General features: G+C 71.6%; 23 protein-coding genes. 15 read left to right on the forward strand and 8 right to left on the reverse strand.

What is annotated here, in order from left to right; genetic code table 11:
* Positions 1 to 86 precede the first annotated feature (86 nt).
* Entirely contained in the window at positions 87 to 359 is a 273-nt protein-coding gene (locus ABZ877_RS37425) for a GlsB/YeaQ/YmgE family stress response membrane protein (RefSeq protein WP_361080672.1), read from the reverse strand.
* Between the two features lie 135 nt (positions 360 to 494).
* On the opposite strand from ABZ877_RS37425, the gene ABZ877_RS37430 reads away from it, so the two are divergent.
* Positions 495 to 872 carry a cupin domain-containing protein gene (locus ABZ877_RS37430; protein WP_361080674.1) on the forward strand — a complete coding sequence of 126 codons (378 nt, stop codon included), beginning with the start codon at positions 495 to 497 and terminating at the stop codon, positions 870 to 872.
* A gap of 27 nt (positions 873 to 899) precedes the next feature.
* On the opposite strand, the gene ABZ877_RS37435 is transcribed toward ABZ877_RS37430, so the two are convergent.
* From ABZ877_RS37435 to ABZ877_RS37445, 3 genes are all read right to left on the reverse strand, one after another.
* Complete coding sequence (locus ABZ877_RS37435) at positions 900 to 2,168, reverse strand: MFS transporter (RefSeq protein ID WP_361080716.1); 1,269 nt, start codon at positions 2,166 to 2,168, stop codon at positions 900 to 902.
* A gap of 81 nt (positions 2,169 to 2,249) precedes the next feature.
* Complete coding sequence (locus tag ABZ877_RS37440) at positions 2,250 to 2,828, reverse strand: methylated-DNA--[protein]-cysteine S-methyltransferase (protein ID WP_361080676.1); 579 nt, start codon at positions 2,826 to 2,828, stop codon at positions 2,250 to 2,252.
* A gap of 54 nt (positions 2,829 to 2,882) precedes the next feature.
* Positions 2,883 to 3,707, reverse strand: a complete 825-nt coding sequence (locus ABZ877_RS37445) for a glycerophosphodiester phosphodiesterase family protein (RefSeq protein WP_361080718.1) — start codon at positions 3,705 to 3,707, stop codon at positions 2,883 to 2,885.
* Between the two features lie 322 nt (positions 3,708 to 4,029).
* On the opposite strand from ABZ877_RS37445, the gene ABZ877_RS37450 reads away from it, so the two are divergent.
* From ABZ877_RS37450 to aroQ, 8 genes are all read left to right on the forward strand, one after another.
* Positions 4,030 to 4,878: an MHYT domain-containing protein gene (locus tag ABZ877_RS37450; RefSeq protein WP_361080678.1), complete on the forward strand. Its 849-nt coding sequence runs from the start codon at positions 4,030 to 4,032 to the stop codon at positions 4,876 to 4,878.
* A gap of 61 nt (positions 4,879 to 4,939) precedes the next feature.
* Positions 4,940 to 7,075: an excinuclease ABC subunit UvrB gene (uvrB, locus tag ABZ877_RS37455; RefSeq protein ID WP_361080680.1), complete on the forward strand. Its 2,136-nt coding sequence runs from the start codon at positions 4,940 to 4,942 to the stop codon at positions 7,073 to 7,075.
* A gap of 185 nt (positions 7,076 to 7,260) precedes the next feature.
* On the forward strand, positions 7,261 to 7,830 hold the full coding sequence (locus tag ABZ877_RS37460; RefSeq protein WP_361080720.1) for a TerD family protein: 570 nt from the start codon (positions 7,261 to 7,263) through the stop codon (positions 7,828 to 7,830).
* A 10-nt stretch (positions 7,831 to 7,840) separates the two neighbouring features.
* Positions 7,841 to 9,742, forward strand: a complete 1,902-nt coding sequence (locus ABZ877_RS37465; RefSeq protein ID WP_361080722.1) for a TerD family protein — start codon at positions 7,841 to 7,843, stop codon at positions 9,740 to 9,742.
* A 260-nt stretch (positions 9,743 to 10,002) separates the two neighbouring features.
* Entirely contained in the window at positions 10,003 to 10,995 is a 993-nt protein-coding gene (locus ABZ877_RS37470) for a TerC family protein (protein WP_361080682.1), read from the forward strand.
* 130 nt (positions 10,996 to 11,125) lie between these two features.
* Positions 11,126 to 11,434: a hypothetical protein gene (locus ABZ877_RS37475; RefSeq protein ID WP_361080684.1), complete on the forward strand. Its 309-nt coding sequence runs from the start codon at positions 11,126 to 11,128 to the stop codon at positions 11,432 to 11,434.
* Positions 11,435 to 11,504: 70 nt separating this feature from the next.
* Entirely contained in the window at positions 11,505 to 12,605 is a 1,101-nt protein-coding gene (locus ABZ877_RS37480; protein ID WP_361080686.1) for an ionic transporter y4hA, read from the forward strand.
* Positions 12,606 to 12,657: 52 nt separating this feature from the next.
* Positions 12,658 to 13,131, forward strand: coding sequence for a type II 3-dehydroquinate dehydratase (aroQ, locus tag ABZ877_RS37485; protein WP_361080688.1), 474 nt, complete (start codon positions 12,658 to 12,660; stop codon positions 13,129 to 13,131).
* A gap of 13 nt (positions 13,132 to 13,144) precedes the next feature.
* Here aroQ and ABZ877_RS37490 read toward each other — a convergent pair whose 3' ends face one another.
* Positions 13,145 to 13,801: an MBL fold metallo-hydrolase gene (locus ABZ877_RS37490; RefSeq protein ID WP_361080690.1), complete on the reverse strand. Its 657-nt coding sequence runs from the start codon at positions 13,799 to 13,801 to the stop codon at positions 13,145 to 13,147.
* Positions 13,802 to 13,810: 9 nt separating this feature from the next.
* Positions 13,811 to 14,437 carry a maleylpyruvate isomerase family mycothiol-dependent enzyme gene (locus ABZ877_RS37495; RefSeq protein ID WP_361080692.1) on the reverse strand — a complete coding sequence of 209 codons (627 nt, stop codon included), beginning with the start codon at positions 14,435 to 14,437 and terminating at the stop codon, positions 13,811 to 13,813.
* Positions 14,438 to 14,709: 272 nt separating this feature from the next.
* Here ABZ877_RS37495 and uvrA point away from each other — a divergent pair, with 272 nt between their 5' ends.
* Entirely contained in the window at positions 14,710 to 17,772 is a 3,063-nt protein-coding gene (gene uvrA / locus ABZ877_RS37500) for an excinuclease ABC subunit UvrA (protein ID WP_361080694.1), read from the forward strand.
* A 92-nt stretch (positions 17,773 to 17,864) separates the two neighbouring features.
* On the opposite strand, the gene ABZ877_RS37505 is transcribed toward uvrA, so the two are convergent.
* On the reverse strand, positions 17,865 to 18,812 hold the full coding sequence (locus ABZ877_RS37505; protein WP_361080696.1) for a carbohydrate kinase: 948 nt from the start codon (positions 18,810 to 18,812) through the stop codon (positions 17,865 to 17,867).
* Between the two features lie 323 nt (positions 18,813 to 19,135).
* Here ABZ877_RS37505 and ABZ877_RS37510 point away from each other — a divergent pair, with 323 nt between their 5' ends.
* A complete protein-coding gene (locus ABZ877_RS37510; protein WP_361080698.1) occupies positions 19,136 to 19,567 on the forward strand; it encodes a Rieske (2Fe-2S) protein in 432 nt (143 codons plus the stop codon).
* Positions 19,568 to 19,657: 90 nt separating this feature from the next.
* On the opposite strand, the gene ABZ877_RS37515 is transcribed toward ABZ877_RS37510, so the two are convergent.
* Entirely contained in the window at positions 19,658 to 20,626 is a 969-nt protein-coding gene (locus ABZ877_RS37515; RefSeq protein WP_361080700.1) for a hypothetical protein, read from the reverse strand.
* 142 nt (positions 20,627 to 20,768) lie between these two features.
* Here ABZ877_RS37515 and uvrC point away from each other — a divergent pair, with 142 nt between their 5' ends.
* From uvrC to whiA, 4 genes are read left to right on the forward strand one after another with little or no spacing between them, the layout of a single operon-like run.
* Positions 20,769 to 23,585 carry an excinuclease ABC subunit UvrC gene (gene uvrC, locus ABZ877_RS37520; protein WP_361080702.1) on the forward strand — a complete coding sequence of 939 codons (2,817 nt, stop codon included), beginning with the start codon at positions 20,769 to 20,771 and terminating at the stop codon, positions 23,583 to 23,585.
* Entirely contained in the window at positions 23,582 to 24,616 is a 1,035-nt protein-coding gene (rapZ, locus tag ABZ877_RS37525) for an RNase adapter RapZ (RefSeq protein WP_361080704.1), read from the forward strand. The genes uvrC and rapZ overlap by 4 nt, the downstream gene beginning before the upstream one ends.
* Entirely contained in the window at positions 24,613 to 25,650 is a 1,038-nt protein-coding gene (yvcK, locus tag ABZ877_RS37530; RefSeq protein WP_361080706.1) for a uridine diphosphate-N-acetylglucosamine-binding protein YvcK, read from the forward strand. The genes rapZ and yvcK overlap by 4 nt, the downstream gene beginning before the upstream one ends.
* Positions 25,641 to 26,678 carry a DNA-binding protein WhiA gene (whiA, locus tag ABZ877_RS37535; RefSeq protein WP_361080708.1) on the forward strand — a complete coding sequence of 346 codons (1,038 nt, stop codon included), beginning with the start codon at positions 25,641 to 25,643 and terminating at the stop codon, positions 26,676 to 26,678. Before yvcK ends, whiA begins: the two co-directional genes overlap by 10 nt.
* Positions 26,679 to 26,771: the final 93 nt, after the last annotated feature.

Consider the following 26,771-nt stretch of genomic DNA (forward strand, 5'->3'; position numbering starts at 1 on the left):
TCTGCTACCGAACAGGCGTCCTGAGGAGCCCCGGCGGACCGGGTCGTTGAAGAGGGAACGGTGAGCGGTGTGGGCCGCCCTTCGTCTCAGCGGCGCACGCGGCGGCCGCGGCCGCGGTCGAGCAGGGAGACGCCGAGCGCGGCGAGGCCGATCTGGATCAGCCATTCGATCCAGTCCACCCCGCGCGTCTCCTGGACGCCGAAGCCCGCGGCGACCGCCGAACCGAGGAAGGCGGCCACGACCCCGACGAGGATCGTCGCGAGGACGCCGATGCGCTGGCGGCCGGGCAGTGCGAGCCGGCCGAGCACTCCGATGACGATGCCGATCACGATCGCGCTCACCAAGCCCGAGATCTCCATGGACCGCCTCCGGTGACTTGTCGACAAAACGCTTGAGGAACGTCGGCCCCTGGACGGGCCGTCCAGTCGTCGGGGCGTACGCGCTACGAGGCGTCCAGTGCGGGCAGGCGCGCGGGACTCCTAGGGTGACGCCTCATGACCACGACGAACCCGCCCGTGTCCGCGCCGCCCTCTCTCGCCGTCCAGGTGGCCGACGTGGAGCTGGCACCGGAGCCCCTGGACCCGGCCCAGATCGTCTCCGGTGACCCGGTCGTCACCGGCGCGGTCCTGTGGGAGTCGGCCGACGGCAGGCAGGTGCGCGGCGTCTGGCAGATCACGCCCGGCGTCGTCACCGACACCGAGGCGGACGAGATGTTCGTGGTCGTCAGCGGCCGGGCCACCGTCGAGATCGAGGGCGGCGGGGTTCTGGAACTCGCCCCGGGCACGGCGGCGGTGCTGCGCGCGGGCGACCGCACGACGTGGACGGTGCACGAGACGCTCCGCAAGGCGTACCACCTCACGCTCCCGCACTGAGCCGTCCCCGCTGCTCAGGCCGCCCGGCTACGAGGGCCGGGCGCGGGAGGTGAACAGCGCGAAGGCGGCGAGCGGGAGGAGCAGGCACGCCGCCGCCAGGTTCAGCCACGCGTAGCTCGCCGTCGCCACCACCAGGCCCGCCGTCGCGCCGCCGATGCCCGCCGACAGACTGGTCGTCAGATCGGACAGGCCCTGCGCCGCGGCGCGCGCGGCCCCCGGCACGGAGTCCGTGAGCAGGGCGGAGCCCGCGACGAGCCCCGCCGACCAGCCGAGCCCGAGCACGAACAGGCCCGCGGCGCTCTGCGCGTGGCTGCCGCCCGCGGTCCCGGCGAGCAGCGCCGCGCAGGCCAGGAGCGCCACGGCGAGGCCGATCACCGACAGCCGCCCGTACCGGTCCGCGAGGCGCCCCATCACCGGCGAGAACGCGTACATCCCGGCGATGTGCCCGCTGATGACCAGGCCGATCAACTCGATCCCCGCGCCGTGGTGTTCGAGGTCCACCGGCGTCATCGACATGACCGACACCATCGCGGTGTGCGACACGGCGACCGTCACCAGCGCGAGCCGGGCGCGCGGCGAGGCGGAGACCGCGGCGAGCCCGGCGCGCAGCGAGCGGGCCTCCCGGGTCCGCTCCTCGGCCGGGGCGAGGGTCCGCGCGGTGAGGAGGGGGTCGGGGCGCAGGGTGAGGTGGACGAGGGCCGCGGCTAGGAGGAACACCCCGGCGGCCCAGACGAAGGGGCCCGACTCGGCGGGTATGCCGAGCCCGGCGACGCTGCGGCCCGCGGGGGCGGCGATGTTCGGGCCGAGGACGGCGCCGATGGTGGTGGCCCAGACGACGGTGGAGATGGCGCGGGCCCGCCGCTCGGGCGCGGCCAGGTCGGCGGCGGCGTAGCGGGCCTGGAGGTTCGCGGACGACGCGGCACCGAACCCGGCGAGCCCGACGAGCAGCAGCGGGAAGTTCCCGGCCGCGGCGGCGAGCACGGTCAGGGCGGCGCCCAGCGCGCCGACGACATAGGCGAGCACGAGCCCGGCCCGCCTCCCGCGCGCGTTCATCAGCGCGGCGAGCGGCATCGAGAGCACGGCCGTCCCGGCGACGCTGGCCGTCGACGCGAGCCCCGACAGCGCCTCGTCCCCGCTGACCTTCTTGGCCAGCACGGCGGCGAGCGCGATCCCGGTGGCGGTGCCGAGCCCCCCGAGGATCTGCGAGGCGACGAGCACACGCTGCGTACGCCGCTGCAAGGCGCCCAGCGCGGCGCCGTCGATGCCCGCACCTCTGCCCGTATCCGCTTCCTTCAGCGGCCCACGACCGAACAACCCCACCCCACAACCTCCGGGCCCCAACAGCGCGAGGCGGCTTGTCGCCCCGCCCGGACCTTCTCAGAAGAGAGGCGCGGGCAACACCCCCTCCAGCGCGAGCAACTGCCGCTTGGTCTCGAGGCCGCCCCCGAACCCCCCGATCCCCCCGTCCCGCTCCACCACCCGGTGGCACGGCACCACGACCGGCAGGGGATTCGCCCCCATCGCCGCCCCCACCGCCTGCGCCGCCCCGGGCTGCCCGACGCGCGCGGCCAGCTCCCCGTACCCGACGACCGCCCCGTACGGCACCCCGGCGGCCAGCGCGCGCAGCACCTCGCGGTTGAACCCGCCGATCAGCGACCAGTCGAGCGGGAGGTCGAAGGCGCGGCGCCGCCCGGCGAAGTACTCGGCCAACTGTCTGCGCGCCTCCGCGATCACCGGCGCGTCCGGCGCCTCGACCGGCTCGGTCCCGAAGCGGGCGCCGAGCCGGCCGAGCATCCGGTCCCGTACCGCGTCGGTGGCGTGGAAGACCACGCTCACCAGCCCTTCCCCCGTGGCGGCGAGCAGCAGCGGCCCGATGTCGCTGGCCGTGACGGCCCACACGACCCGGTCCTGTCCGGCGGCCGTCCGCCCGGCGGTGTCCTGCCCAGTGGCATCCATGCCGACCACGTTAGGGCCGGGCACTGACAACGCCCGGCCCGCCGCCGCGCCGGCTCAGCCGCGCAGGGCCCTGCGCACCACGTCCGGCGCGTTCGTGATGATCCCGTCGACGCCGTAGCCGGCGACCCGCTGGGTGGTCGCGGCGTCGTTCACGGTCCAGGTGTGGACCTCGAGCGGCTTCTTGTGGGCGCCCTTGAGGGCGTGCACGGCCTTCACGTAGTCCGTGGAGATCGTGGTGTTGCTCGGGTTGATCTGGTCGGTGAACCGCGCGTAGGAGGGCAGCTCGGTGACGGCGGGCGTGCCCAGGTAGCCCGTGACGATGTCGGGGCGCAGGGTGTGGACCGTCCGTACACTGTCCGCGCTGAAGCTCTGGATGACGAGGCGGCGCTTGACGTGTCCCCGGCTCAGCCAGCCGTCGTTGCGCAGCTCACGCATGATCTGCGCCTCGATGCCGGGGTACAGCTCGGGCGACTTGATCTCCATGAGGAGCCTTTGGCGGTTGTGGTCCACGCGCCGCAGGTACTGGTGCAGCGTCGGGATCCGCAGCCCCGCGAACTTGGCGCCCTTCCAGCTTCCCGCGTCGAGCCTGGCGATCTCGGCGGCGGTGAAGTCCCTCACGTTCCAGGGCGCGCGGTCGGGGTAGAGCTCCTCGACGTTGGTCGTCCGGTCCAGGGTCGTGTCGTGGATGATGACCAGCGCGCCGTCCTTGGTGCGCTGCACGTCGTTCTCGACCCAGTCGAAGCCGAGGTCGTCGGCCTCGTCGATGGCTTCGAGGGTGTTCTCGGGAGCGTAGGCGGAGGCGCCGCGGTGAGCGATTATCACGGGACGGTCGTGCCGGGTGGTGGCCTGGGCGGCGGTGGGCAGGACAAGGACACCGATGACCGCGGAGCCGGTCACGGTGGCCAGGGCGGCTGCTGCGCGTACGTACACGTTCGCTCCTCGTGCGTGATGAGAACACGGACGGGACGAGACTGACAGGAGGTGGCCAACAGAACACAGGCGAAGGATGGTCATAAGGTGAACGGAGTTGCCCGACAGCGACCCACCCCGCCTTCGGTGACCAGGTTTCTTTGCCGGAAAATCAATCGGACGTTCCGGGGTGCGCTTTAATCTCAGCCTCAACACCGGCCTTCCCAGTGGTCGTTGAAAAGGAACGTACCGGACATCTCGGACACGGCATCGGGCGGAAGGGCTGCGGCACATGCAGGGGACGGTCGACGGCTTCAGTTATGGGCTGGTTACGCCATTGGTGGCGTACTTCATGGCCTGCCTCGGCGGAGCCCTCGGTCTGCGGTGCACCACGAGATCGCTCCGCGTGGCCAGCACCTGGCGCGCCGGCTGGCTCGCTCTCGGCTCCGCGGCGATCGGCTCGGGCATCTGGACCATGCACTTCATCGCCATGATGGGCTTCACCGTCGAGGGCGTGCCGATCCACTACGACAAGGCGCTGACCTTCGCGAGCCTCGGCCTCGCCATCGTCATGGTCGGCATCGGCGTGTTCATCGTCGGCTACAAGGGCGCGACCGGCGTCGCCCTGTTCACCGGCGGCACGATCACCGGGCTCGGCGTCGCGTCCATGCACTACCTGGGTATGGCCGGAATGCGGCTGCACGGGACGATCGAGTACAACACCTTCGTCGTCGGCGCCTCCGTGGTCATCGCCATGGTGGCCGCCACCGCCGCGCTGTGGGCCGCCGTCCAGGTCCGCGGCATCCTGTGGAGCATCGGCGCGAGCCTGATCATGGGGCTCGCCGTCTCCGGCATGCACTACATGGGGATGGCCGCCGTCAGCGTCCACACGCAGACCGACGCCGTCGGCGACCCGGGCGGCGACTCGGCCGCCGGGATACTCGCCCCGATGATGATCGGCCCCCTGTGCTTCCTGCTCCTCGCCGGTGTGGTCGTCCTGTTCGACCCGCTGATGGTCATGGGCCGCCCCGACTGGCGCGACGCCCTGGAGGCCGAGCGGGACGGCCTCTCACGCGCGGGTGTCCCGCGACCGCGCGGCGTCACCGAGCGACCGGCCTCGCGCACCTCGCAGGGCTGGTGAGAGGGCGGCCCCGGACGCGGATCGCCCCCGGTTGTCAGTGGCGAGTCGTACGGTTGATTCCATGCGGCCCGTAACGAAGATCGAACGCACGGTGGCACCCTTCGAGGTCGTCAGCCCCTACCAGCCCAGCGGTGACCAGCCCGCGGCCATCGCCGAGCTGGACAAGCGCATCCGCGCAGGCGAGAAGGATGTCGTCCTGCTCGGTGCGACCGGCACCGGTAAGTCCGCCACCACGGCCTGGATGATCGAGAAGCTCCAGCGCCCCACCCTGGTGATGGCCCCGAACAAGACGCTCGCCGCCCAGCTGGCGAACGAGTTCCGCGAGCTGCTGCCGAACAACGCGGTCGAGTACTTCGTCTCGTACTACGACTACTACCAGCCCGAGGCGTACGTCCCGCAGTCGGACACCTACATCGAGAAGGACTCCTCGATCAACGAGGAGGTGGAGCGCCTGCGCCACTCCGCGACGAACTCCCTGCTGACCCGCAAGGACGTCGTCGTGGTCGCCTCCGTCTCCTGCATCTACGGCCTGGGCACGCCGCAGGAGTACGTGGACCGCATGGTCCCCCTCAAGGTCGGCGCCGAGATCGACCGGGACGAGCTGCTGCGCCGCTTCGTCGACATCCAGTACACGCGCAACGACCTGGCGTTCCAGCGCGGCACCTTCCGCGTGCGCGGCGACACCATCGAGATCTTCCCGGTCTACGAGGAGCTCGCCGTCCGCATCGAGATGTTCGGCGACGAGATCGAGGCGCTGTCCACGCTGCACCCCCTCACCGGCGAGGTCATCAGCGACGACCAGTCGCTCTACGTCTTCCCGGCCTCGCACTACGTCGCGGGCCCCGAGCGCCTGGAGCGCGCGGTCAACGACATCGAGAAGGAGCTCGGCGAGCGCCTCACCACGCTGGAGAAGCAAGGCAAGCTCCTGGAGGCCCAGCGCCTGCGCATGCGCACCACCTACGACATCGAGATGCTCCGCCAGATCGGCACCTGCTCCGGCGTGGAGAACTACTCGATGCACTTCGACGGCCGCGAGCCCGGCTCCCCGCCGAACACGCTGCTCGACTACTTCCCCGAGGACTTCCTCCTCGTCATCGACGAGTCGCACGTCACCGTGCCGCAGATCGGCGCCATGTACGAGGGCGACGCCTCCCGCAAGCGCACCCTCGTCGACCACGGCTTCCGGCTGCCCTCGGCGCTCGACAACCGCCCGCTGAAGTGGGAGGAGTTCCAGGAGCGCGTCGGCCAGACCGTCTACCTGTCGGCGACGCCCGGGAACTACGAGCTGTCGCGCTCGGACGGCTATGTCGAGCAGATCATCCGCCCCACCGGCCTCGTCGACCCGGAGGTCGTGGTCAAGCCCACCGAGGGCCAGATCGACGACCTGGTGCACGAGATCCGCACCCGCACCGACAAGGACGAGCGCGTCCTGGTCACCACGCTCACCAAGAAGATGGCCGAGGACCTCACGGACTACTTCGTGGAGCTGGGCATCCAGGTGCGCTATCTGCACAGCGACGTCGACACCCTGCGCCGCGTCGAGCTCCTGCGCGAACTGCGCGCGGGCGAGTACGACGTCCTGGTCGGCATCAACCTGCTCCGCGAGGGCCTCGACCTGCCCGAGGTCTCCCTGGTCGCGATCCTCGACGCCGACAAGGAGGGCTTCCTGCGCTCCGGCACGTCCCTGATCCAGACCATCGGCCGCGCCGCCCGTAACGTGTCGGGCCAGGTCCACATGTACGCCGACAAGATCACCCCGGCGATGGAGAAGGCCATCGACGAGACGAACCGGCGCCGCGAGAAGCAGATCGCGTACAACAAGGCGAACGGCATCGACCCCCAGCCGCTCCGCAAGAAGATCAACGACATCGTGGCGTCCATCGCGCGCGAGGACGTCGACACCGAGGCGCTGCTCGGCACCGGCTACCGCAAGGGCGGCAAGGACGGCAAGCCCGCCAAGGCGCCCGTCCCCTCGCTCGGCAAGGCCGACACCGGCAAGAAGAAGCGCGGCAAGGCGGCGGAGACCGTCCCCACCGACCGCCCCGCCGCCGAGCTCTCCGAGCAGATCGAGGAGCTGACCGACCGGATGCGGGCCGCCGCCGCCGACCTCCAGTTCGAGGTCGCGGCGCGCCTGCGCGACGAGGTGTCGGAGATGAAGAAGGAGCTGCGGCAGATGCGGGAGGCGGGCATCGCCTGACCGGTCACCCCGGGCGGGGCGCGGCGGCTGTGTTGCAATGCCGCCACAAACCCCGCCCGCGGTGGCGGCGTTGTCAGCGGTGCCCCATAGGGTTTGCCCCACCGCGCGCAAGCCGCGGCAACAGGGGACAGTTCGAGAGGGGACAGCGCGTGACGGCCGACTTTTCAAAGGGCCCCGGCATCAGCTTGACCAAGGGCCAGGCCATCAGCCTGGAGAAGAAGGGCGGAGGCACCCTCACCGCCGTCCGCATGGGCCTCGGCTGGCAGGCCGCCCCGCGGCGCGGCCTGTTCGGCTCCCGCACCCGGGAGATCGATCTGGACGCCTCCGCCGTCCTCTTCGCCGACAAGCAGCCGGTGGACGTGGTCTTCTTCCGCCACCTCGTCAGCGACGACGGCTCGGTGCGGCACACCGGCGACAACCTGGTCGGCGGCGTCGGACAGGGCGGCGACGACGAGGCGATCCTGGTCGACCTGGAGCGCGTCCCGGTCCACATCGACCAGATCGTCTTCACGGTCAACTCCTTCACCGGCCAGACCTTCCAGGAGGTGCAGAACGCGTTCTGCCGCCTGGTCGACGAGACCACCGGCCAGGAACTCGCCCGCTACACGCTCGACGGCGGCGGCCAGTACACGGCGCAGATCATGGCGAAGGTGCACCGGGACACCTCGGGCGGCTGGAAGATGACGGCCCTGGGCACGGCGGCCAACGGCCGTACGTTCCAGGACCTCATGCCCGCGATCCTCCCGGGCCTGTAGTGGGCCCGTGATGGCGGCCGAACTGGTGCGGGGCCAGAACCACCCGCTGAACCGGACCCGTCTGGAGATCCGGGTGTCGGCCGGCCGCCCGGTCGTCGCGGGCGCCACGCTCGCCGACGACCGGGGCACCGTGCGCGGCCCGGGCCACGTCGCCCACCCCGGCGCGCCCGCGCTGCCCGGTCTCGAGGTCCCGCGCCAGGCCGCCGCCGACCACCGGCTCGCCGTCGACCTGGACGCCATGCCGCACGACGTGCACCGCGTCACTGTGTTGCTCGCCCTGCCGACCGGCACCGGCGGGCCCACCCGGTTCGGCGCGGTGGCGGCCCCGTACGTCGCGGTCACCGGGCTCGACGGTGACGAACTGGCCAGCTACACCATCACCGGCCTCGACACCGAGTCGGCCGTCACCGCCCTGGAGCTGTACCGCAGACAGGGCGCCTGGAAGGTCCGCGCCGTCGGCCAGGGCTACGCCGACGGGCTCGCCGCCCTCTTCGCCGACCAGGGCGTGCCCGACGCGCACGCGCTCGCGGGCGCCGTCCACCAGGCCGTCGCCCAGAGCCTGGCCCGCACCGTGGCGCCCGCGCCGCTCCCCGCCGACGAGACGCAGGTCCGGGCTGCCGCCACGGCGGGCCAGGCGGTGAGCCCGCTGCCACCGACCGCGCCCGCCCCCGCGGCCCCCGGGGGCACCCCGCCCGGCCCCATCGACTACACCCACCCGGGCCGCCAGGCGCCCCCGTCGCCCGCCCCGGCCCCGGCCGCCGGACCGGGTGACGGGCCCGCGGCGCCCGTGGCGGGCGACGCGACCGGCTGGTCCATGGAGGAGCGGCTCTACAACCAGGTGTGGGGCATGTTCGAGGACCTGGCCCGCACCGCCGCCGCCTACCGCAGCGCCGTCGACTTCGCCGACTCCCGCATGGAGCAGGAGCTCGACAAGGTCCTCTCCGACCCCCGCAGCCGCATCGGCGGCCAGGCCGACGCCGCGCGCGAGGCCGCCGCCGCCAAGCACGCCGCCCTCGTCGACCGCGCGCGGGAGGCGCTCGACCGGGACCTGGCCCAGCTCGTCGCCGAGTCGGAGGTGGTCGAACCCGCGCTCCCGGCCCCGTACGCGGGCTGGGACAACCCGTGCTGGCACGCGTACCGCAGCCCCATGGAGATCCCCATGGCCGTCCGCCTGGGCGACATGCGGCTGCCCGAGAGCGACAGCGTCGGCCTGCGCATCCCCATGCTGGTGCGGCTGCCGCTGGAGCGCGGCCTGTGGATCGACGCGGGCGCGTCCGACCCCGAGGCGCTCGCGGACGCCGACGAGCTGCGGGCCCGCGCCGCCCGTACCGCGACCGAGCTGGTGGCGCGGCTCCTCGCGGCCTACCCGGCGGGCGAGTTCAGCGTCCATGTCGTCGACCCGGCGGGCACGGCGTCGGGGGCGCTCGCCCCGCTCGTCGACGCCGGGGTGCTCGCCGGACCCGTGGCCCGGGGGACGGCGGGCGTCGCCGAGACCCTGACCCGGCTGACCGAGCGGGTCGACCTCGTGCAGATGGCGGTGCGCAGCGGCGCGGTGGACGCCCTGCCGCCCGACCTCGACGTCGCCGAACAGCTCCTCGTCGTCCACGACTTCCCGCACGGCTTCGACGACCGCGCGGTGACCCGTCTGCGCTACCTCGCGGACGAGGGCCCGCGCGTCGGCGTGCACCTGATGCTCGTGGCCGACCGCGAGGACGCCGCCGAGTACGGCCCGCTCCTCGACCCGCTGTGGCGGGCGCTGCTGCGGCTGACGCCGGTCCCCGACGACCACCTCGCCGACCCGTGGGTGGGACACACCTGGACGTACGAGCCACCGGCGATCCCGGACGGCAGCGCGGTCCTGCGCCGGGTGCTGGAGGAGGTGGCGAGGGCGCAAAGAGAGCGGGGCCTGTGATCTCTTTGCCTTCGACCAAGCCCCTGACCTGCGGACTTGGAATGACCTTTACCTAACCCTTTACCTTCCATGGGTGTTTCGAGTACTCTTCTTTACGCGGAGGGGAGTACTCCCGTGCGCGGCGTTCCCGTCAATACGGACGATGCGGCCCGATGGCCGTCGATCCCGGGGCGTCGGCCCGAGGCGCGGCACGCGCTCGGGTGGAAGAGACCTCCGGCAGCGACGACGCTGATCAGTAGCCGTACGACGCCGGAGGCGCAGTGGACGTATCGATGACCCTTTGGGTGCTGACCATTCTCGGTCTGTGTGCCCTGATCGCGGTCGACTTCTTCATCGGGCGCAAGCCCCACGACGTATCCATCAAGGAAGCCGGGATCTGGACCGTCGTCTGGATCGCCCTCGCCGTGCTCTTCGGCATCGGCGTGACCATCTGGGGCAGCAGTCAGGCGGGCGGCGAGTTCTTCGCGGGCTTCATCACCGAGAAATCGCTCAGCGTCGACAACCTCTTCGTCTTCATCCTGATCATGGCGAAGTTCTCGGTGCCGACCCACCTCCAGCAGCGCGTCCTGCTGTTCGGCGTGCTGATAGCGCTCGTGCTGCGAGCAATCTTCATCGCGGCGGGCGCCGCCGTCATCGCCAACTTCTCCTGGGTCTTCTACATCTTCGGCGCGTTCCTCATCTACACCGCCTGGAAGCTCGTCAAGGAGGCGATGGGCGACGACGAGGAGGAGGAGTTCGAGGAGAACCGCCTGCTGAAGTCCATCGAGACGAAGTTCGGCGTCGCCGACCGGTACCACGGCACGAAGCTCTTCATCCATGAGCACGGCAAGAAGATCATGACGCCGCTCCTGGTCGTCATGCTCGCCATCGGCATGACCGACGTGCTCTTCGCGATGGACTCGATCCCCGCGATCTTCGGCCTGACCCAGGACCCGTACATCGTCTTCACGGCCAACGCATTCGCCCTCATGGGCCTGCGCCAGCTCTACTTCCTCATCGGCGGCCTGCTCAAGAAGCTGGTCCACCTCAGCTACGGCCTGTCGGTGATCCTCGGCTTCATCGGCGTGAAGCTGGTCCTGCACGCCCTGCACGAGAACGGCGTGCACGTGCCGGAGATCTCCATCCCGGTCTCCCTGAGCGTCATCTGCGGCGTCCTGATCATCACCACGATCACCAGCCTCATCGCCTCCAGGAAGCAGGCCGAGCGGGAGGCGGCGACCGCCCGGGACCGCAAGGACAGCATCGACGTCTGACGCCGTCGGGCGTAGGCATTACCAGCACCGGGAGGTGTGCGCGGACGGTTGCCGCGTACGCCTCCCGGTGCTTGCTTGGGCCCTGAGCGCACCCCGGCCCGGGGCGCGCCGGCCGTGCGGGGGAGGCCCCATGAGCCAGAGGTTCGTCCAGATCGTCGACTTCGAGACACACCGCTTCGACGAGATGAAGGAGCTGCTCGACCGGTTCGAGCAGCGCATGGCGGGGGAGTCCGGCGGGCCCACCCACCGCATCCTGCTCCAGGACCGCGACCAGGCCGGGCGCTACCTCGCGGTCATCGAGTTCGCGTCGTACGACGAGGCGCTGCGCAGCGACGCACGCCCCGAGGTCGCCCAGTTGAACGAACGGCTGACCGCCCTCTGCACCCGGCCGCCCGCCTTCGGCAACTACGACGTCAGGGACGCGCGCGAACTGAAGTGACGCACGAGGCGATGCTCAGGGGGCGGCGCCTGAGTCGCGGCCCCGCCCCACCCCGGGCACCATCGAATGCATGATCACCAGACTCCGGGCACTGGCCACGCGGTGGACCGTCGTCGTCCCGGTGCTGGCGGTCGTGCTGCTCGCACTCACCTGGGGCCGCGACCTGCCGGGCGTCCTGGTCGCCGTCGTCTCCCTCGTCCTCGCGGGCTCCGTCCTCGCCGCCGTGCACCACGCGGAGGTCATCGCCCACCGCGTCGGCGAACCCTTCGGCTCGCTCGTCCTGGCCGTCGCCGTCACGGTCATCGAGGTCGCGCTCATCGTCACGCTGATGGCCGACGGCGGCGACAAGAGCGCCACCCTGGCCCGGGACACGGTCTTCGCCGCCGTGATGATCACCTGCAACGGCATCGTCGGCATCAGCCTGCTCTGCGCCGCCCTCCGCCACCGCGTGGCGATCTTCCAGTCGGAGGGCACGGGCAGCGCGCTCGCGACGGTGGCGACCCTGGCCACGCTCTGCCTCGTCCTCCCCACGTTCACGACCAGCAAGCAGGGCCCGGAGTTCTCCACCTCCCAGCTCCTCTTCTCCGCGATCGCCGCGCTGATCCTGTACGGCCTCTTCGTCGCCACGCAGACCGTGCGCCACCGCGACTACTTCCTGCCGATCACCAAGCACGGCGACGTCATCGACGCCGACGACCACGCGGACTCGCCGAGCACCTCCACCGCGCTGGCCAGCCTGGGCCTGCTCGCCCTGGCGCTCATCGCGGTCGTCGGCCTGGCCAAAGGCGTCTCGAAAACCATCGAACACGGGGTGGAGGCGGCCGGTATGCCGCAGGCCGTCGTCGGCGTGATCATCGCGCTGCTCGTGCTGCTCCCGGAGACCATCGCCGCCCTGCGCGCCGCCCGCCGCGACCGCGTCCAGACCAGCCTCAACCTGGCGCTCGGCTCCGCCATGGCCAGCATCGGCCTGACGGTCCCGGCCGTCGCCATCGCCTCGTTCTGGCTCTCGGGCCCGCTCGTCCTGGGCCTGGGCGCGACCCACATGACGCTGCTCGCCCTGACCCTCATCGTCACGACGCTGACGGTCGTCCCCGGCCGCGCCACACCTCTCCAAGGCGGCGTGCACCTGGTGATCCTGGCGGCCTACGTGGAACTGGCGGTCACCCCCTGACCCCCGCGTGATAGACCCACAAGGAGCATCCGCCCGACGTACGGAGATCCTTGTGCCGCACACCCTCGCCACCGCGCCGATCCTGGTCCTGAACGGCCCGAACCTGAACCTCCTCGGCAAGCGCCAGCCCGAGATCTACGGCCACGACACCCTCGCCGACGTCGAGGCCCTCTGCGTCAAGGCCGCCGCCGCCCACGGCGCCACGATCGACTTCCGCCAGTCCAACCACGAGGGCGAACTCGTCGACTGGATCCACGAGGCCCGCGAACACCACGCCGGCATCGTCATCAACCCGGCCGCCTACTCCCACACCTCCGTCGCCCTCCTGGACGCCCTCAACACCTGCGACGGCCTCCCGGTGATCGAGGTCCACATCTCGAACATCCACCAGCGAGAGACGTTCCGCCACCACTCCTACGTCTCACTCCGCGCGAACGGCGTGATCGCGGGCTGCGGGGTGCAGGGGTACGCGTTCGGGGTGGAGCGGGTGGCGGGGCTGGTGGGGGCGGGGACTGCGGGGGCGTAACGGCGGAGGCGGTTCACCAGCCCCGGGCGCGCCACTCCTGGAGGTGAGGGCGTTCGGCGCCCAGCGATGTGTCGTTGCCGTGGCCCGGGTAGACCCAGGTCTCGTCCGGGAGCGGGGCGAAGATCTTCGACTCGACGTCGTCGATGAGGCTGGCGAAGGCCTCCGGGTCCTTCCACGTGTTGCCGACGCCGCCCGGGAAGAGGCAGTCCCCGGTGAAGACGTGGGGGTGGCCGTGTGGGTCGTCGTAGATCAGGGCGATGGAGCCCGGGGTGTGGCCGACGAGGTGGCGGGCGGTGAGGGTGATGTGGCCGAACTCGATCGTGTCGCCGTCCGCGACGGGGACGTCCGTCGCCACCGGGATGCCCTCGGCGTCGTCGCGGCCCGCGTACGTGCGCGCGCCCGTGGCGGCCACGACCTCGGCGAGCGCCTGCCAGTGGTCGCCGTGGCGGTGCGTGGTGACGACGGCCGCGATGCCGTCGTCACCGATGAGGCGGAGCAGTGTCGTCGCCTCGTTCGCCGCGTCGATGAGGAGCTGCTGGTCGGTCGCGCGGCACCGCAGCAGATAGGCGTTGTTGTCCATGGGGCCGACCGCGACCTTGGAGATCATCAGGTCCTGCAGCTCGTGCACGTCCGCCGGGCCGCCGACCTTCACCGCTCCGCTGTACGTCATGCGCTCAGCCTATAGCGGCGGCAACGCGGGCAGGGAGCCACCACCGTCGACGGTGAGCGCGGCGCCGTCCCTGCGGCCGGAGAGCCAGCCGAGGAGGTCGGCCGGGGGGCCGTGGACGGCGGACGCGTCCGGCAGGTGGTCGCGGAAGCGCTGCATCAGGAAGTCGGTCTCCCGTCGCGTGAACTCCTCGGACAGGTCTTCCAGCTCGTATCCGATGGCCAGGTCCACATGGTGCAGCTCCACCTCGGCCCAGCGCCGGAACGGGATGCGGGCGGCGACGTCCTTCACGCCGTTGCGGAGCTCCACCGTGCGGGACCAGTCCGCGTCCTGGGCGCCGGCGTGCTGGAAGCGTTCCGCGCTCTCCCTGACGTCCGCGAGGTGGGCGTCCAGGTCGCGCGGGGCGCCTTGCTCGATGTCCGCGTCGCGCGCCTCCGCGCTCGCGTACATGGGGCGCCCGTCGAGGACGTTGACGAGTGCGTCCGCGTTGCGGGCGAGGTGGGCGAGGACATGACCGCGGGTCCACCCGGGCAGACGTGACGGGTGCGTCACAGCAGCGTTGTCCAGGGTGCCGACCGCGGCGAGCAGTCGTTCGGTCGCTTCACGTACAGACAGCAGGTCACGCTCGTGATGATCCATGCCGCAGACGGTAGCGGTGCCACACGTTCGGGTGAAGGTGGCTGACATCATGCCGTAATCGAATGTACGTGCTATATGGTCGGGGGCGGCCTCGGGCATTCTTGAAGGTCCGGGTTTGTTACCGAACAGCAGGAAGCCGACCGCGTTGTCAGTGGCTCCCTCTAGTCTTCAAAACGGCAGGCTTCTCAGGGCTCCCAGTCCTTCAGGACCCCTGTCCGCAGGTGTCCTGAAGGGCTTCCTGTCACTTCTCCCAAGGAAAGGTACGGACCGGCGTGGCCGACCGTCTCATCGTCCGTGGCGCGCGCGAGCACAATCTCCGGAATGTCTCGCTCGACCTCCCGCGTGACTCCCTCATCGTCTTCACCGGTCTGTCCGGCTCCGGCAAGTCCTCGCTCGCGTTCGACACGATCTTCGCCGAGGGCCAGCGGCGGTACGTCGAGTCGCTGTCCTCCTACGCCCGCCAGTTCCTCGGCCAGATGGACAAGCCGGACGTCGACTTCATCGAGGGCCTCTCCCCGGCCGTCTCGATCGACCAGAAGTCGACCTCGCGCAACCCGCGCTCCACGGTCGGCACCATCACCGAGGTCTACGACTACCTGCGCCTGCTCTTCGCGCGCATCGGCAAGCCGCACTGCCCCGAGTGCGGCCGCCCCATCGCGCGCCAGTCCCCGCAGGCCATCGTCGACAAGGTCCTGGAGCTGCCCGAGGGCAGCCGCTTCCAGGTCCTGTCGCCGCTGGTGCGCGAGCGCAAGGGCGAGTTCGTCGACCTCTTCAGCGACCTGCAGACCAAGGGCTACTCCCGCGCGCGCGTGGACGGCCAGACGGTCCAGCTCACCGAGCCGCCGACGCTGAAGAAGCAGGAGAAGCACACCATCGAGGTCGTCGTCGACCGCCTCACGGTGAAGGACTCCGCCAAGCGCCGCCTGACCGACTCCGTGGAGACCGCGCTCGGCCTGTCCGGCGGCATGGTCGTGCTCGACTTCGTCGACCTCCCCGAGGACGACCCCGAGCGCGAGCGCATGTACTCGGAGCACCTGTACTGCCCGCACGACGACCTGTCGTTCGAGGAGCTGGAGCCCCGCTCCTTCTCCTTCAACTCGCCCTTCGGCGCCTGCCCCGACTGCACGGGCATCGGTACGCGCATGGAGGTCGACCCCGATCTGATCGTGCCGGACGAGGAGAAGTCGCTCGACGAGGGCGCCATCCACCCCTGGTCGCACGGCCACACCAAGGACTACTTCGCCCGGCTCATCGGCGCGCTCGCCGACGCCCTCGGCTTCCGTACGGACATCCCGTTCGCCGGGCTGCCGCAGCGCGCGAAGAAGGCGCTGCTGCACGGCCACAAGACGCAGATCGAGGTCCGCTACCGCAACCGGTACGGGCGCGAGCGCCGCTACACGACGCCGTTCGAGGGCGCCGTGCCGTTCGTCAAGCGCCGCCACAGCGAGGCCGAGTCGGACTCCAGCCGTGAGCGCTTCGAGGGCTACATGCGCGAGGTGCCCTGCCCCACCTGCCACGGCACGCGCCTGAAGCCGATCGTCCTGGCCGTCACGGTCATGGACAAGTCCATCGCCGACGTCTCGGCCATGTCGATCAGCGACTGCGCCGACTTCCTCTCCAAGCTGACGCTGAACGCGCGCGACAAGAAGATCGCCGAGCGCGTCCTGAAGGAGGTCAACGAGCGGCTCCGCTTCCTCGTGGACGTCGGCCTCGACTACCTCTCGCTGAACCGCGCGGCCGGCACGCTCTCCGGCGGCGAGGCCCAGCGCATCCGCCTGGCCACGCAGATCGGCTCCGGCCTCGTCGGCGTCCTGTACGTGCTCGACGAGCCGTCCATCGGCCTCCACCAGCGCGACAACCACCGCCTGATCGAGACCCTGGTCCGCCTGCGCGACATGGGCAACACGCTCATCGTGGTCGAGCACGACGAGGACACCATCAAGGTCGCCGACTGGGTCGTGGACATCGGCCCCGGCGCGGGCGAGCACGGCGGCAAGGTCGTGCACAGCGGCCCGTTGAAGGAGCTGCTGAGCAACGCCGAGTCGATGACGGGCCAGTACCTGTCGGGCAAGAAGGCCATCCCGGTCCCGGACGTCCGGCGGCCCGTGGACCGGTCCCGGCAGCTCACCGTGCACGGCGCCAAGGAGAACAACCTGCGGGACATCGACGTGTCCTTCCCGCTCGGTGTCCTCACGGCCGTCACCGGTGTCTCGGGCTCCGGCAAGTCCACGCTGGTCAACGACATCCTGTACACGCACCTGGCCCGCGAGCTGAACGGCGCGCGCTCGGTCCCCGGCCGCCACACGCGCGTGGAGGGCGATGACCAGGTCGACAAGGTCGTGCACGTCGACCAGTCGCCGATCGGCCGTACGCCCCGGTCCAACCCGGCGACGTACACCGGCGTCTTCGACCACGTCCGCAAGCTGTTCGCCGAGACGACGGAGGCGAAGGTGCGGGGCTACCTCCCCGGCCGCTTCTCCTTCAACGTCAAGGGCGGTCGCTGCGAGAACTGCTCGGGCGACGGCACCATCAAGATCGAGATGAACTTCCTGCCGGACGTGTACGTGCCGTGCGAGGTCTGCCACGGCGCGCGCTACAACCGGGAGACCCTGGAGGTCCACTACAAGGGCAAGTCCATCGCCGAGGTCCTGGACATGCCGATCGAGGAGGCGCTCGACTTCTTCGAGGCGGTCCCCGCGATCGCCCGCCACCTCAGGACGCTGAACGACGTCGGGCTCGGCTACGTCCGTCTCGGACAGTCCGCGCCGACCCTGTCGGGCGGTGAGGCACAGCGCGTGAAGCTGGCGAGCGAGCTGCAGAAGCGTTCCACTGGGCGCACCGTGTACGTGCTCGACGAGCCGACCACCGGTCTGCACTTCGAGGACATCAGCAAGCTGATCACGGTCCTGTCCGGCCTGGTCGACAAGGGCAACTCGGTCATCGTCATCGAGCACAACCTGGACGTCATCAAGACGGCGGACTGGGTCGTCGACATGGGCCCCGAGGGCGGCAGCGGCGGCGGTCTCGTGGTCGCCGAGGGCACCCCGGAGCAGGTCGCGTCGGTGCCGGCCAGCCACACCGGCAAGTTCCTGCGGGACATCCTGGGCGCCGACCGCGTCACGGACGCATCCGTGCCCGCCGGCCGGGCCCGCAAGAGCGCGACCGCGAAGAAGACCGCCACGAAGGCCGCTACGGCGAAGAAGACGGTGGCGGCCAGTGCTGCCCCGGCGAAGAAGACGGCCACGGCGAGGGCCACAGGCAAGACGGCTGCGAGCAAGACGGCGAAGAAGCCCGCCGCGAAGAAGGTGGCGACGACCCGGGCCCGTAAGGCCTGACCGGTCGCCGGACACGGTCACCGCACCACGTACCACGCACTGCGCCCCGCGGGAGCTTCCCGCGGGGCGCAGTGCGTTCAGCGGACCGCTCGCTACAGGGCGCCGACCTCGGACGCGTACGGAGGCTCGGCGCCCGCCCGCGAACACGTGACGGCCGCCGCGCCCGCCGCGAACCGCAGCAGCCGCGCCCAGGCGTCGTCGCTCAGTGCGGCGAGGGCGGAGGGGGACAGAGCGTCCAGCTGTGCGAGGCCGTGCAGCAGCGCCGCGTTGACCGTGTCGCCCGCGCCGATCGTGTCCACGACGTCGACGCGCTCGCCCAGCACCGACTGTTCGCCGCCGTCCCGCGTGAAGACGGTCAGCCCGTCGCCGCCCCGGGTGATCACGACGGCCGCCGGTCCCGCCGACAGCCACTCCCGGGGCGTCCCGCCGAGCCACTCGGCGTCCTCCTCGGAGAGCTTGAGCAGGGTGGTCGACGGCAGCCAGCTCTTGAAACGGGCCCGGTAGGCATCGGCGTCCGGGATCAGGCCCGCGCGGATGTTCGGGTCGAGGGCGGTGAGCAGGCCCTGCGCGGCAGTCGTGCGCATCAGCTCCTCGTACGCGCTCGCCCCCGGCTCCAGGACGAGCGAACACGTACCGAACGACACCGCGCGCGTGCCCGCGGGCAACGCGTCCGGCACCGCGAACAGCCGGTCGGCCGTCCCCTCGACGTAAAACGTATAACCGGCCGAGCCGTCCGCCCCGATGGACGCGACGGCCAGCGTCGTCGGCTCGTCGCCGCGCTGCACGGGAGCCACGTCGACGCCCGCCGCCCGGAGCCCGTCCAGCAGGGCCTCGCCGAACGCGTCACGGGACACGCGCGAGCAGAAGGCGGTCGTGGAACCGAGCCGGCCGAGCGCCACCGCCGTGTTGTACGGGCCGCCGCCGAGCCGGGGCGCCAGCGCGGGGAGGGCGGCGGAGCCTTGCTCACCCCCGCTCGACTCGTCACCGCCCGCGCTCAACGGGACGAGGTCGATCAGGGCCTCTCCGGCGACGACGATCACGGTGGTTCCTCTCGGACGGGGACGGGCGGCGCGCGGCGCGCCCCGGGTGCCGACGGCAGGGTAGAACGTCCTGGCCCGGGGGTCAGCAGGCGTCCCTCATACGGGCACGGGCGGGAGGGGGTACGGGCACGGCGACCGTGCGTTCGGGCAGTCGGGGTGGGGCGCGGGGCGAGAGGGGAACGGGGGTGCCGGGGGCGCCGGGAGCGGCCGGTTCCTCGTCGGTATCGTCTGATCTGTCACGCACGTCCGTTCCCGCCCGGGCCCCCGCACACCGGTTCGTGCACCCGGGCCCGTACGCGCCCGTTCACGTCCATGGAGCCCAGATGTCCGGCACGACCCCTTCCCGTATCTCCCGTCGCACCGCGCTGCGCGGCGCCGCCGTCGCGGGGACGGCCGGTCTCGGACTGACCGCCTGCTCGACGGAGTCCGGCGGCGGCGCGGCGGCCGCGCCCACCGCGCCGGTCGACCTCGGCAAGGCCGACGAGGTGCCCGAGGGCGGCGCGAAGCTCTACAAGGACGAGCACGTCGTCGTCAGCCGCGCGCAGGGCGGGCAGTACCGGGCGTTCAGCACCATCTGCACGCATGCCGGATGCCCGATCGGGATGCTGAAGGGCACGGAGCTGACCTGCAACTGCCACGGCAGCAAGTTCGACGCGACGACGGGCAAGGTGCTGCACGCTCCGGCGACGTCCCCGCTGGAGGAGCTGTCGGTCAAGGTCGAGGGCGGGAAGATCGTGGCCGGGCCGCGGAAGTAGCCGTACGGGCCGCGGAAGTAGCCGTACGGGCCGCGGAAGTAGCCGTACGGCCGGGGCCTGGAGCCTGGGGAAGGAGGCAGGGGCAGGGGCTCACTCCCAGTCCCAGCCGATCCCGAGCAGACCAGCCCGTACCTGTGGCTCCACCAGATGCACCGACCTGGGCCTGCCCGTGAGGGTCAGCTCCTGGCGGCCCGCGCGCGGCGCCGCCGCCGACTGCTGGGCGAATCGGTGGCAGCGCACCGGCAGCGCCTCGTCGGCGAACCCGACCTGGAGCACGTACTGGCCGCCCGCGCCGCCGAACCCGCGGACGTACTCCGTCGAGACACCGGCCGTGCCGTCCTCGAAGCCGTAGCGGAACAGATGCGTCTCCCCGGCCCGCAGGCGCGCGTCGAAGAGCATCTCCGCCACCAGGACGCCCGTCCCGCCGTCCCAGCGGACCCGGCCGGTCCGGCAGTTCTCCATGGCGTGCACGGCGACGTCGCCCGGTGAGCACCCCGGGTCTCCCTGGTGGACGGCCACATAGCGGTCCACGCCGTCGCGGTGGGCGCGGACGACAAGCTGGGAGTCCTTGCCGAGCAGCTGCCTGCGCGGGCCGATGCGGACCCGTTCGTGGCGGCCGACGGTGTGCAGACCGGCGACAGGTGGGGCCCCGAGGTCGGCGAGAAGGCGGTCGATGACGCCCGACGCCGCGACGAGCGAACGGTACGGGCGCGCCGCGGGCCGCTGGGGCGTGCCCGCGGGGACGGCCGGGCCGAGCAGCCGGATCAGCGACTCCTCGGGCAGTTCGAGGATCTCCTCCAGGGCGCGTACGGCCCGCATGGACTCGGTGCGCTGCGGGCGCCGGGCGCCCTGCTGCCAGTAGCTGAGGCTCGTCACGCCGACCTTGATGCCGTGGCGGGAGAGATGGTGCTGGACCCGGTGGAGCGGAAGGCGCCGGGCGGCGATGGCGGCGCGCAGCGCGAGATGGAAGGGGCCGGTGCGCAGGACCGCCTCCAGAGCGGGGTCCCGCCCGGCCGGTAAGTGTGGTTTCTGCCGTTCGTGCCGTTCGCCGAGCCGCATACGGTCTCCTGCCATGGGCGCGTGGGGGCACCCGGCATTGAAGCGTTGTTGTCCTGCACTCGACAAGCCCCATGGGGTTCCGTGCCGAAGCCCCGTCCCCAGGAGCGCCGGACTGTCACACCCCGCCAGTAGGGTGTCTGACATGGCCGACCCCTCCAGCTACCGCCCCGAGCCGGGACAGATTCCCGACTCCCCGGGGGTGTACAGGTTCCGCGACGAGCACCGCCGGGTGATCTACGTCGGAAAGGCGAAGAGCCTGCGCCAGCGTCTGGCGAACTACTTCCAGGATCTGGCGAACCTGCACCCGCGTACGCGCTCCATGGTCACCACGGCCGCCTCCGTGGAGTGGACGGTGGTGCGTACGGAGGTCGAGGCGCTGCAGCTGGAGTACTCCTGGATCAAGGAGTACGACCCCCGGTTCAACGTCAAGTACCGCGACGACAAGAGCTACCCGTACCTCGCGGTCACGATGAACGAGAAGTATCCGCGCGTCCAGGTGATGCGCGGGCAGAAGAAGAAGGGCGTGCGGTACTTCGGTCCGTACAGCCACGCGTGGGCGATCCGCGACACCGTCGACCTGCTGCTGCGGGTCTTCCCGGTCCGCACGTGCTCCGCGGGCGTGTTCAAGAACGCCGAGCGGACCGGCCGCCCCTGCCTGCTCGGCTACATCGGCAAGTGCTCCGCCCCGTGCGTGGGGCGCGTCACGCCCGAGGAGCACCGGGACCTGGCCGAGGAGTTCTGCGACTTCATGGCCGGGCGCACGGGCACGTACATCCGCCGCCTGGAGAAGGACATGGCGGCGGCGGCCGAGGACATGGAGTACGAGCGCGCGGCCCGGCTGCGCGACGACGTGGGCGCGCTGCGCAAGGCGATGGAGAAGAGCGCGGTCGTCCTCGCGGACGCCACCGACGCCGACCTCATCGCCCTCGCGGAGGACGAGCTGGAGGCCGCCGTCCAGATCTTCCACGTACGGGGCGGGCGCGTGCGAGGTCAGCGCGGGTGGGTCACCGACAAGGTGGAGGCGGTGACGAGCGGCGACCTGGTCGAACACGCGCTCCAGCAGTTGTACGGGGAGGAGACCGGGGACTCCGTCCCCAAGGAGGTCCTCGTCCCGGCGCTGCCCGACCCGGTCGAGCCCGTTCAGGCGTGGCTCGCCGAGCGGCGCGGGTCGGCCGTGTCGCTGCGCATTCCGCAGCGCGGCGACAAGAAGGCGCTGATGGAGACCGTGCACCGCAATGCGATGCACGCGCTCGCCCTGCACAAGACCAAGCGCGCCTCCGACCTCACCACGCGCTCGCGCGCCCTGGAGGAGATCGCCGAGGCGCTCGGCCTGGACAGCGCGCCGCTGCGCATCGAGTGCTACGACATCTCGCACCTCCAGGGCGACGACGTCGTGGCCTCCATGGTCGTCCTGGAGGACGGCCTCGCCCGCAAGAGCGAGTACCGGCGCTTCCAGATCAAGGGGTTCGAGGGGCAGGACGACGTCCGGTCCATGCACGAGGTGATCACCCGGCGCTTCAAGCGGTACCTCGCCGCGCGGGAGAAGTCGGGGGAGTGGTCCGACGCGGAGTCGGTGATCGAGGACGGGCCGAGCGAGTCCACCCTCACGGAGGAGGACGGGCGGCCCAAGAAGTTCGCCTACCCGCCGCAGCTCGTCGTGGTCGACGGCGGTCAGCCGCAGGTGGCGGCGGCCAAGCGGGCCCTGGACGAGCTGGGCATCGACGACGTCGCGGTCTGCGGCCTCGCCAAGCGGCTCGAGGAGGTCTGGGTGCCGGACGAGGAGGACCCCGTCGTCCTGCCCCGCACCAGCGAGGGCCTCTACCTCCTCCAGCGCGTCCGCGACGAGGCCCACCGCTTCGCCATCACCTACCAGCGCACCAAGCGCGCCAAGCGCTTCCGCGCGGGCCCGCTGGACGACGTCCCCGGCCTCGGCGACGCCCGCAAGCAGGCCCTGATCAAGCACTTCGGCTCCGTCAAGCGCCTGCGCGCCGCGACGATCGACCAGATCTGCGAGGTCCCCGGCATAGGCCGCAAGACCGCGGAAACGATCGTGGCGACCTTCGCAAAGGCGGAACCGGCCGCGCCAGCGGTGAACATGACAACAGGCGAAATCCTGGACGACAACCTTTCACTCCCCACGGCGAACACCGCCTCGGCCGCGGAGGAGCGCGAGGACGCCACGGTGGAGGACCTCTACGAGGACAGCCGGGACGAGGGTGTACCGGGGGAGGGTGTCCCGACGGGGGGCAGTCGTGACGAGGGCGTCCCGGCCGAGGATGTCCGGGACGAGGACGCCCCGACCGAGGGCGACGCGACTGAGGGCGTCCCGGGCGGGGGTAGCCGGGGCGAGGCCAGCCGTGACAGGGGCGGCCAGGATGCAGGCGTTGCTAGCGATGGTGTCTCGGGCGTGGGCCTCGCGGCCGAAGTGAGCCGCAACGAGGACCGCCGTGAGGGGGGCGCCTCGGGGGAGGACGACCGGGGCGAGAGTGTCGCGACTGAGGGCGGTCGGGGCGAGGGCCGCCCGGGTGAGGGTCTCGCGGCCGAGGACGGCCGCAACGAGGGCAGCCGGGGCGAGGACCACCCGAACGAGGTTGTCCCGGCCGGGGGCGGCCCGGATGAGGACGGCCCGACCGAGGGCGGTAGGGCCGAAGGCAGCCGGGCCGAGGACCGCCCGACCGAGGATGGTAGGGCCGAAGGCAGCCGGGCCGGGGGTGGCCCGGTCGCGAGCGGCTTGAGCGAGGGTGTCCCGGTCAAGGGCGGCCCGACCGAGGGCAGCCGCGATGAAGACCGTCGGGGCGAGGGTGGCCCGGGCGTGGGTGGCGGTTCGCGGCTCGGTGCGCCAGATGGTGAAGGCCGCATCACTGATGACACCACCACGGAGCACACCGCGGGTGTGCGGGTGGGTGAGGGGCCCGTTGGGGCGGGCGCCACGGATGAACGACGGGGGCAGGAGCCATGAGCGAGTACGACGAACACGTAAGCAGCGGCATCAGCGGCATCAGCGATACCGGCGGCCCGGCGCACAGCCGTCCCGTACCGGCGGAAGCGGAGCACGGAGTTCAGGTGAGCAGCAGTACGAGTAACGGCACCGGGCCGAAGGCCGAGACGGCGCCGGGCATCCCGGAGGCCGTCATCCCCGAGTTGGTGATCATCTCGGGGATGTCCGGCGCGGGCCGCTCCACCGCGGCGAAGTGCCTGGAGGACCTCGGCTGGTTCGTGGTCGACAACCTGCCGCCCGCGCTGATCCCGACGATGGTCGAGCTGGGCGCCCGTTCGCAGGGCAACGTCGCCCGGATCGCGGTCGTCGTCGACGTACGCGGGCGGCGGTTCTTCGACAACCTCCGGGAGTCCCTGGCCGACCTGGAGGCCAAGCACGTCACCCGCCGCATCGTCTTCCTGGAGTCCTCCGACGAGGCCCTGGTGCGCCGCTTCGAGTCGGTGCGCCGCCCGCACCCCCTCCAGGGCGACGGCCGCATCGTCGACGGCATCGCCGCCGAGCGCGAACTCCTGCGCGAGCTGCGCGGCGACGCCGACCTCGTCATCGACACCTCCAGCCTCAACGTGCACGAGCTGCGCGCGAAGATGGACGCCCAGTTCGCGGGCGAGGAGGAGCCCGAGCTGCGGGCCACGGTCATGTCGTTCGGCTTCAAGTACGGCCTGCCCGTCGACGCCGACCTCGTCGTCGACATGCGCTTCCTGCCGAACCCGCACTGGGTGCCCGAGCTGCGCCCCTTCACCGGGCTCAACGAGGAGGTCTCCAACTACGTCTTCTCGCAGCCCGGCGCCAAGGAGTTCCTCGACCGCTACACCGAGCTGCTCCAGCTGATCGCCGCCGGCTACCGCCGCGAGGGCAAGCGGTACGTGACGATCGCCGTCGGCTGCACGGGCGGCAAGCACCGCTCCGTCGCCACCTCGGAGAAGCTCGCGGCCCGGCTGGCCTCGCAGGGCGTGGAGACCGTGGTCGTCCACCGGGACATGGGACGCGAATGACAGGCCGCACGCTACGGCTCACCAGCAGGCTGAGCCGTAGGAACGCACCGGCGATGCGCCGCAGGGGCGCGACCCCCAAGGTGGTCGCGCTCGGCGGCGGCATGGGCCTGTCCGCCTCCCTCGCCGCGCTGCGCCGCATCACCGGCGACCTGACGGCCGTCGTCACGGTCGCCGACGACGGCGGCTCCAGCGGGCGCCTGCGGGACGAGCTGGGCGTGCTGCCGCCGGGAGACCTGCGCAAGGCGCTCGCGGCGCTCTGCGGCGACGACGACTGGGGCCAGACCTGGTCCCGCGTCATCCAGCACCGCTTCCAGTCGCCGGGCGAGATGAACGGGCACGCGGTCGGCAATCTGCTCATCGTCGCCCTGTGGGAACAGCTCGGCGACCATGTGCAGGCGCTGGACCTCGTCGGCAAGCTGCTCGGCGCGCACGGGCGCGTGCTGCCCATGTCCGCCGTGCCGCTGGAGCTCCAGGCGCTGGTCAAAGGGCACGACCCGGAGCGGCCCGACGACGTGGACACGGTCCGCGGGCAGGCGACCGTCGCGCTCACACCCGGCGAGGTGCAGTCCGTCCACCTCGTGCCGAACGACCCGCCGGCCGTGCCGGAGGCCGTCGCCGCCGTGCTCGACGCGGACTGGGTGGTGCTCGGTCCTGGCTCCTGGTTCTCGTCCGTGATCCCGCATCTGCTGGTCCCCGAACTGCTCGACGCGCTCGTCGAGACGAAGGCGCGCCGGGTCCTCTCGCTCAACCTCGCGCCGCAACCCGGAGAAACCGATGGCTTCTCCCCGCAGCGTCATTTGGAGGTTTTGGGACGACACGCCCCTAAACTCGCCCTGGACGTGGTGCTGGCCGACGAGGCCGCCGTGCCCGACCGCGCGTCATTGACCGACACCGCCAAGGAGCGATTCGGTGCCGCGGTCGAGCTGGCGCCGGTGGCCAGGCCCGATGGGACTCCGATCCATGATCCGGAGCTGTTGGCCGCCGCGTACGACCGTATTTTTCGGATGCATGGAAGGATCGGCCCATGGCGATGACGGCAGCGGTGAAGGACGAGATCTCCCGGCTCCCCGTCACCCGGACCTGCTGCAGAAAGGCCGAGGTCTCGGCGATTCTGCGGTTCGCGGGCGGCCTTCACCTGGTGAGCGGCCGCATCGTGATCGAGGCGGAGCTGGACACCGCGATGGCCGCGAGGCGGCTGAAGCGGGACATTCTCGAGATCTTCGGGCACAGCTCGGAGCTGATCGTGATGGCGCCCGGCGGGCTGCGCCGCGGCTCGCGTTTTGTCGTACGGGTGGTCGCGGGCGGCGATCAGCTCGCCCGCCAGACGGGGCTCGTGGACGGCCGCGGGCGCCCCATCCGGGGCCTGCCGCCGCAGGTGGTCTCGGGGGCCACCTGTGACGCGGAGGCGGCCTGGCGCGGGGCGTTCCTCGCGCACGGCTCGCTGACCGAGCCCGGCCGCTCCAGCTCCCTGGAGGTGACGTGCCCGGGCCCGGAGGCGGCGCTCGCCCTGGTCGGCGCGGCGCGCCGGCTCTCCATCGCGGCGAAGGCGCGGGAGGTGCGCGGCGTGGACCGTGTCGTCGTCCGCGACGGTGACGCGATCGGGGCGCTGCTCACCCGGATGGGTGCACATGAGTCGGTGCTCGCCTGGGAGGAGCGGCGGATGCGCCGCGAGGTCCGGGCCACCGCGAACCGCCTCGCCAACTTCGACGACGCGAACCTGCGCCGCTCGGCGCGTGCGGCTGTCGCCGCTGGCGCCCGCGTGCAGCGCGCCCTGGAGATCCTCGCCGACGAGGTCCCCGAGCACCTGGCCGCCGCGGGCCGCCTGCGTATGGAGCACAAGCAGGCGTCCCTGGAGGAGCTGGGCGCCCTCGCGGACCCGCCGCTGACCAAGGACGCGGTCGCGGGCCGCATCCGCCGCCTCCTGGCGATGGCCGACAAGCGCGCCCAGGACCTCGGCATCCCCGGCACGGAGTCGAACCTGACGGAGGAGCTGGCCGAGGAGATGGTGGAGGAAATGGCCGAGGAGATGGCCGAGAACCTCGCGGAGAACATGGCGGGCTGACGTACGGGCCGGACAGGCCCACCCCGTCGGGGGGGGGGGGCCCGGGGGGGGCCCCCCCCCGGGATTGGGCCCCCCCCCCACGCGCCCGCCCCC

The sequence above is a fragment of the Streptomyces sp. NPDC046939 genome (assembly GCF_040644575.1).
Taxonomy (GTDB): Bacteria; Actinomycetota; Actinomycetes; order Streptomycetales; family Streptomycetaceae; genus Streptomyces.

What these genes read in the sequence shown, in the direction of transcription:
- ABZ877_RS37425 (WP_361080672.1), bottom strand. Translation starts at nt 359, where the DNA reads ATGGAGATCTCGGGCTTGGTGAGCGCGATCGTGATCGGCATCGTCATC.
- ABZ877_RS37430 (WP_361080674.1), top strand. Translation starts at nt 495, where the DNA reads ATGACCACGACGAACCCGCCCGTGTCCGCGCCGCCCTCTCTCGCCGTC.
- ABZ877_RS37440 (WP_361080676.1), bottom strand. Translation starts at nt 2,828, where the DNA reads ATGGATGCCACTGGGCAGGACACCGCCGGGCGGACGGCCGCCGGACAG.
- ABZ877_RS37450 (WP_361080678.1), top strand. Translation starts at nt 4,030, where the DNA reads ATGCAGGGGACGGTCGACGGCTTCAGTTATGGGCTGGTTACGCCATTG.
- uvrB (WP_361080680.1), top strand. Translation starts at nt 4,940, where the DNA reads ATGCGGCCCGTAACGAAGATCGAACGCACGGTGGCACCCTTCGAGGTC.
- ABZ877_RS37465 (WP_361080722.1), top strand. Translation starts at nt 7,841, where the DNA reads ATGGCGGCCGAACTGGTGCGGGGCCAGAACCACCCGCTGAACCGGACC.
- ABZ877_RS37475 (WP_361080684.1), top strand. Translation starts at nt 11,126, where the DNA reads ATGAGCCAGAGGTTCGTCCAGATCGTCGACTTCGAGACACACCGCTTC.
- ABZ877_RS37480 (WP_361080686.1), top strand. Translation starts at nt 11,505, where the DNA reads ATGATCACCAGACTCCGGGCACTGGCCACGCGGTGGACCGTCGTCGTC.
- ABZ877_RS37490 (WP_361080690.1), bottom strand. Translation starts at nt 13,801, where the DNA reads ATGACGTACAGCGGAGCGGTGAAGGTCGGCGGCCCGGCGGACGTGCAC.
- ABZ877_RS37495 (WP_361080692.1), bottom strand. Translation starts at nt 14,437, where the DNA reads ATGGATCATCACGAGCGTGACCTGCTGTCTGTACGTGAAGCGACCGAA.
- ABZ877_RS37510 (WP_361080698.1), top strand. Translation starts at nt 19,136, where the DNA reads ATGTCCGGCACGACCCCTTCCCGTATCTCCCGTCGCACCGCGCTGCGC.
- ABZ877_RS37515 (WP_361080700.1), bottom strand. Translation starts at nt 20,626, where the DNA reads ATGCGGCTCGGCGAACGGCACGAACGGCAGAAACCACACTTACCGGCC.
- uvrC (WP_361080702.1), top strand. Translation starts at nt 20,769, where the DNA reads ATGGCCGACCCCTCCAGCTACCGCCCCGAGCCGGGACAGATTCCCGAC.
- rapZ (WP_361080704.1), top strand. Translation starts at nt 23,582, where the DNA reads ATGAGCGAGTACGACGAACACGTAAGCAGCGGCATCAGCGGCATCAGC.
- yvcK (WP_361080706.1), top strand. Translation starts at nt 24,613, where the DNA reads ATGACAGGCCGCACGCTACGGCTCACCAGCAGGCTGAGCCGTAGGAAC.
- whiA (WP_361080708.1), top strand. Translation starts at nt 25,641, where the DNA reads ATGGCGATGACGGCAGCGGTGAAGGACGAGATCTCCCGGCTCCCCGTC.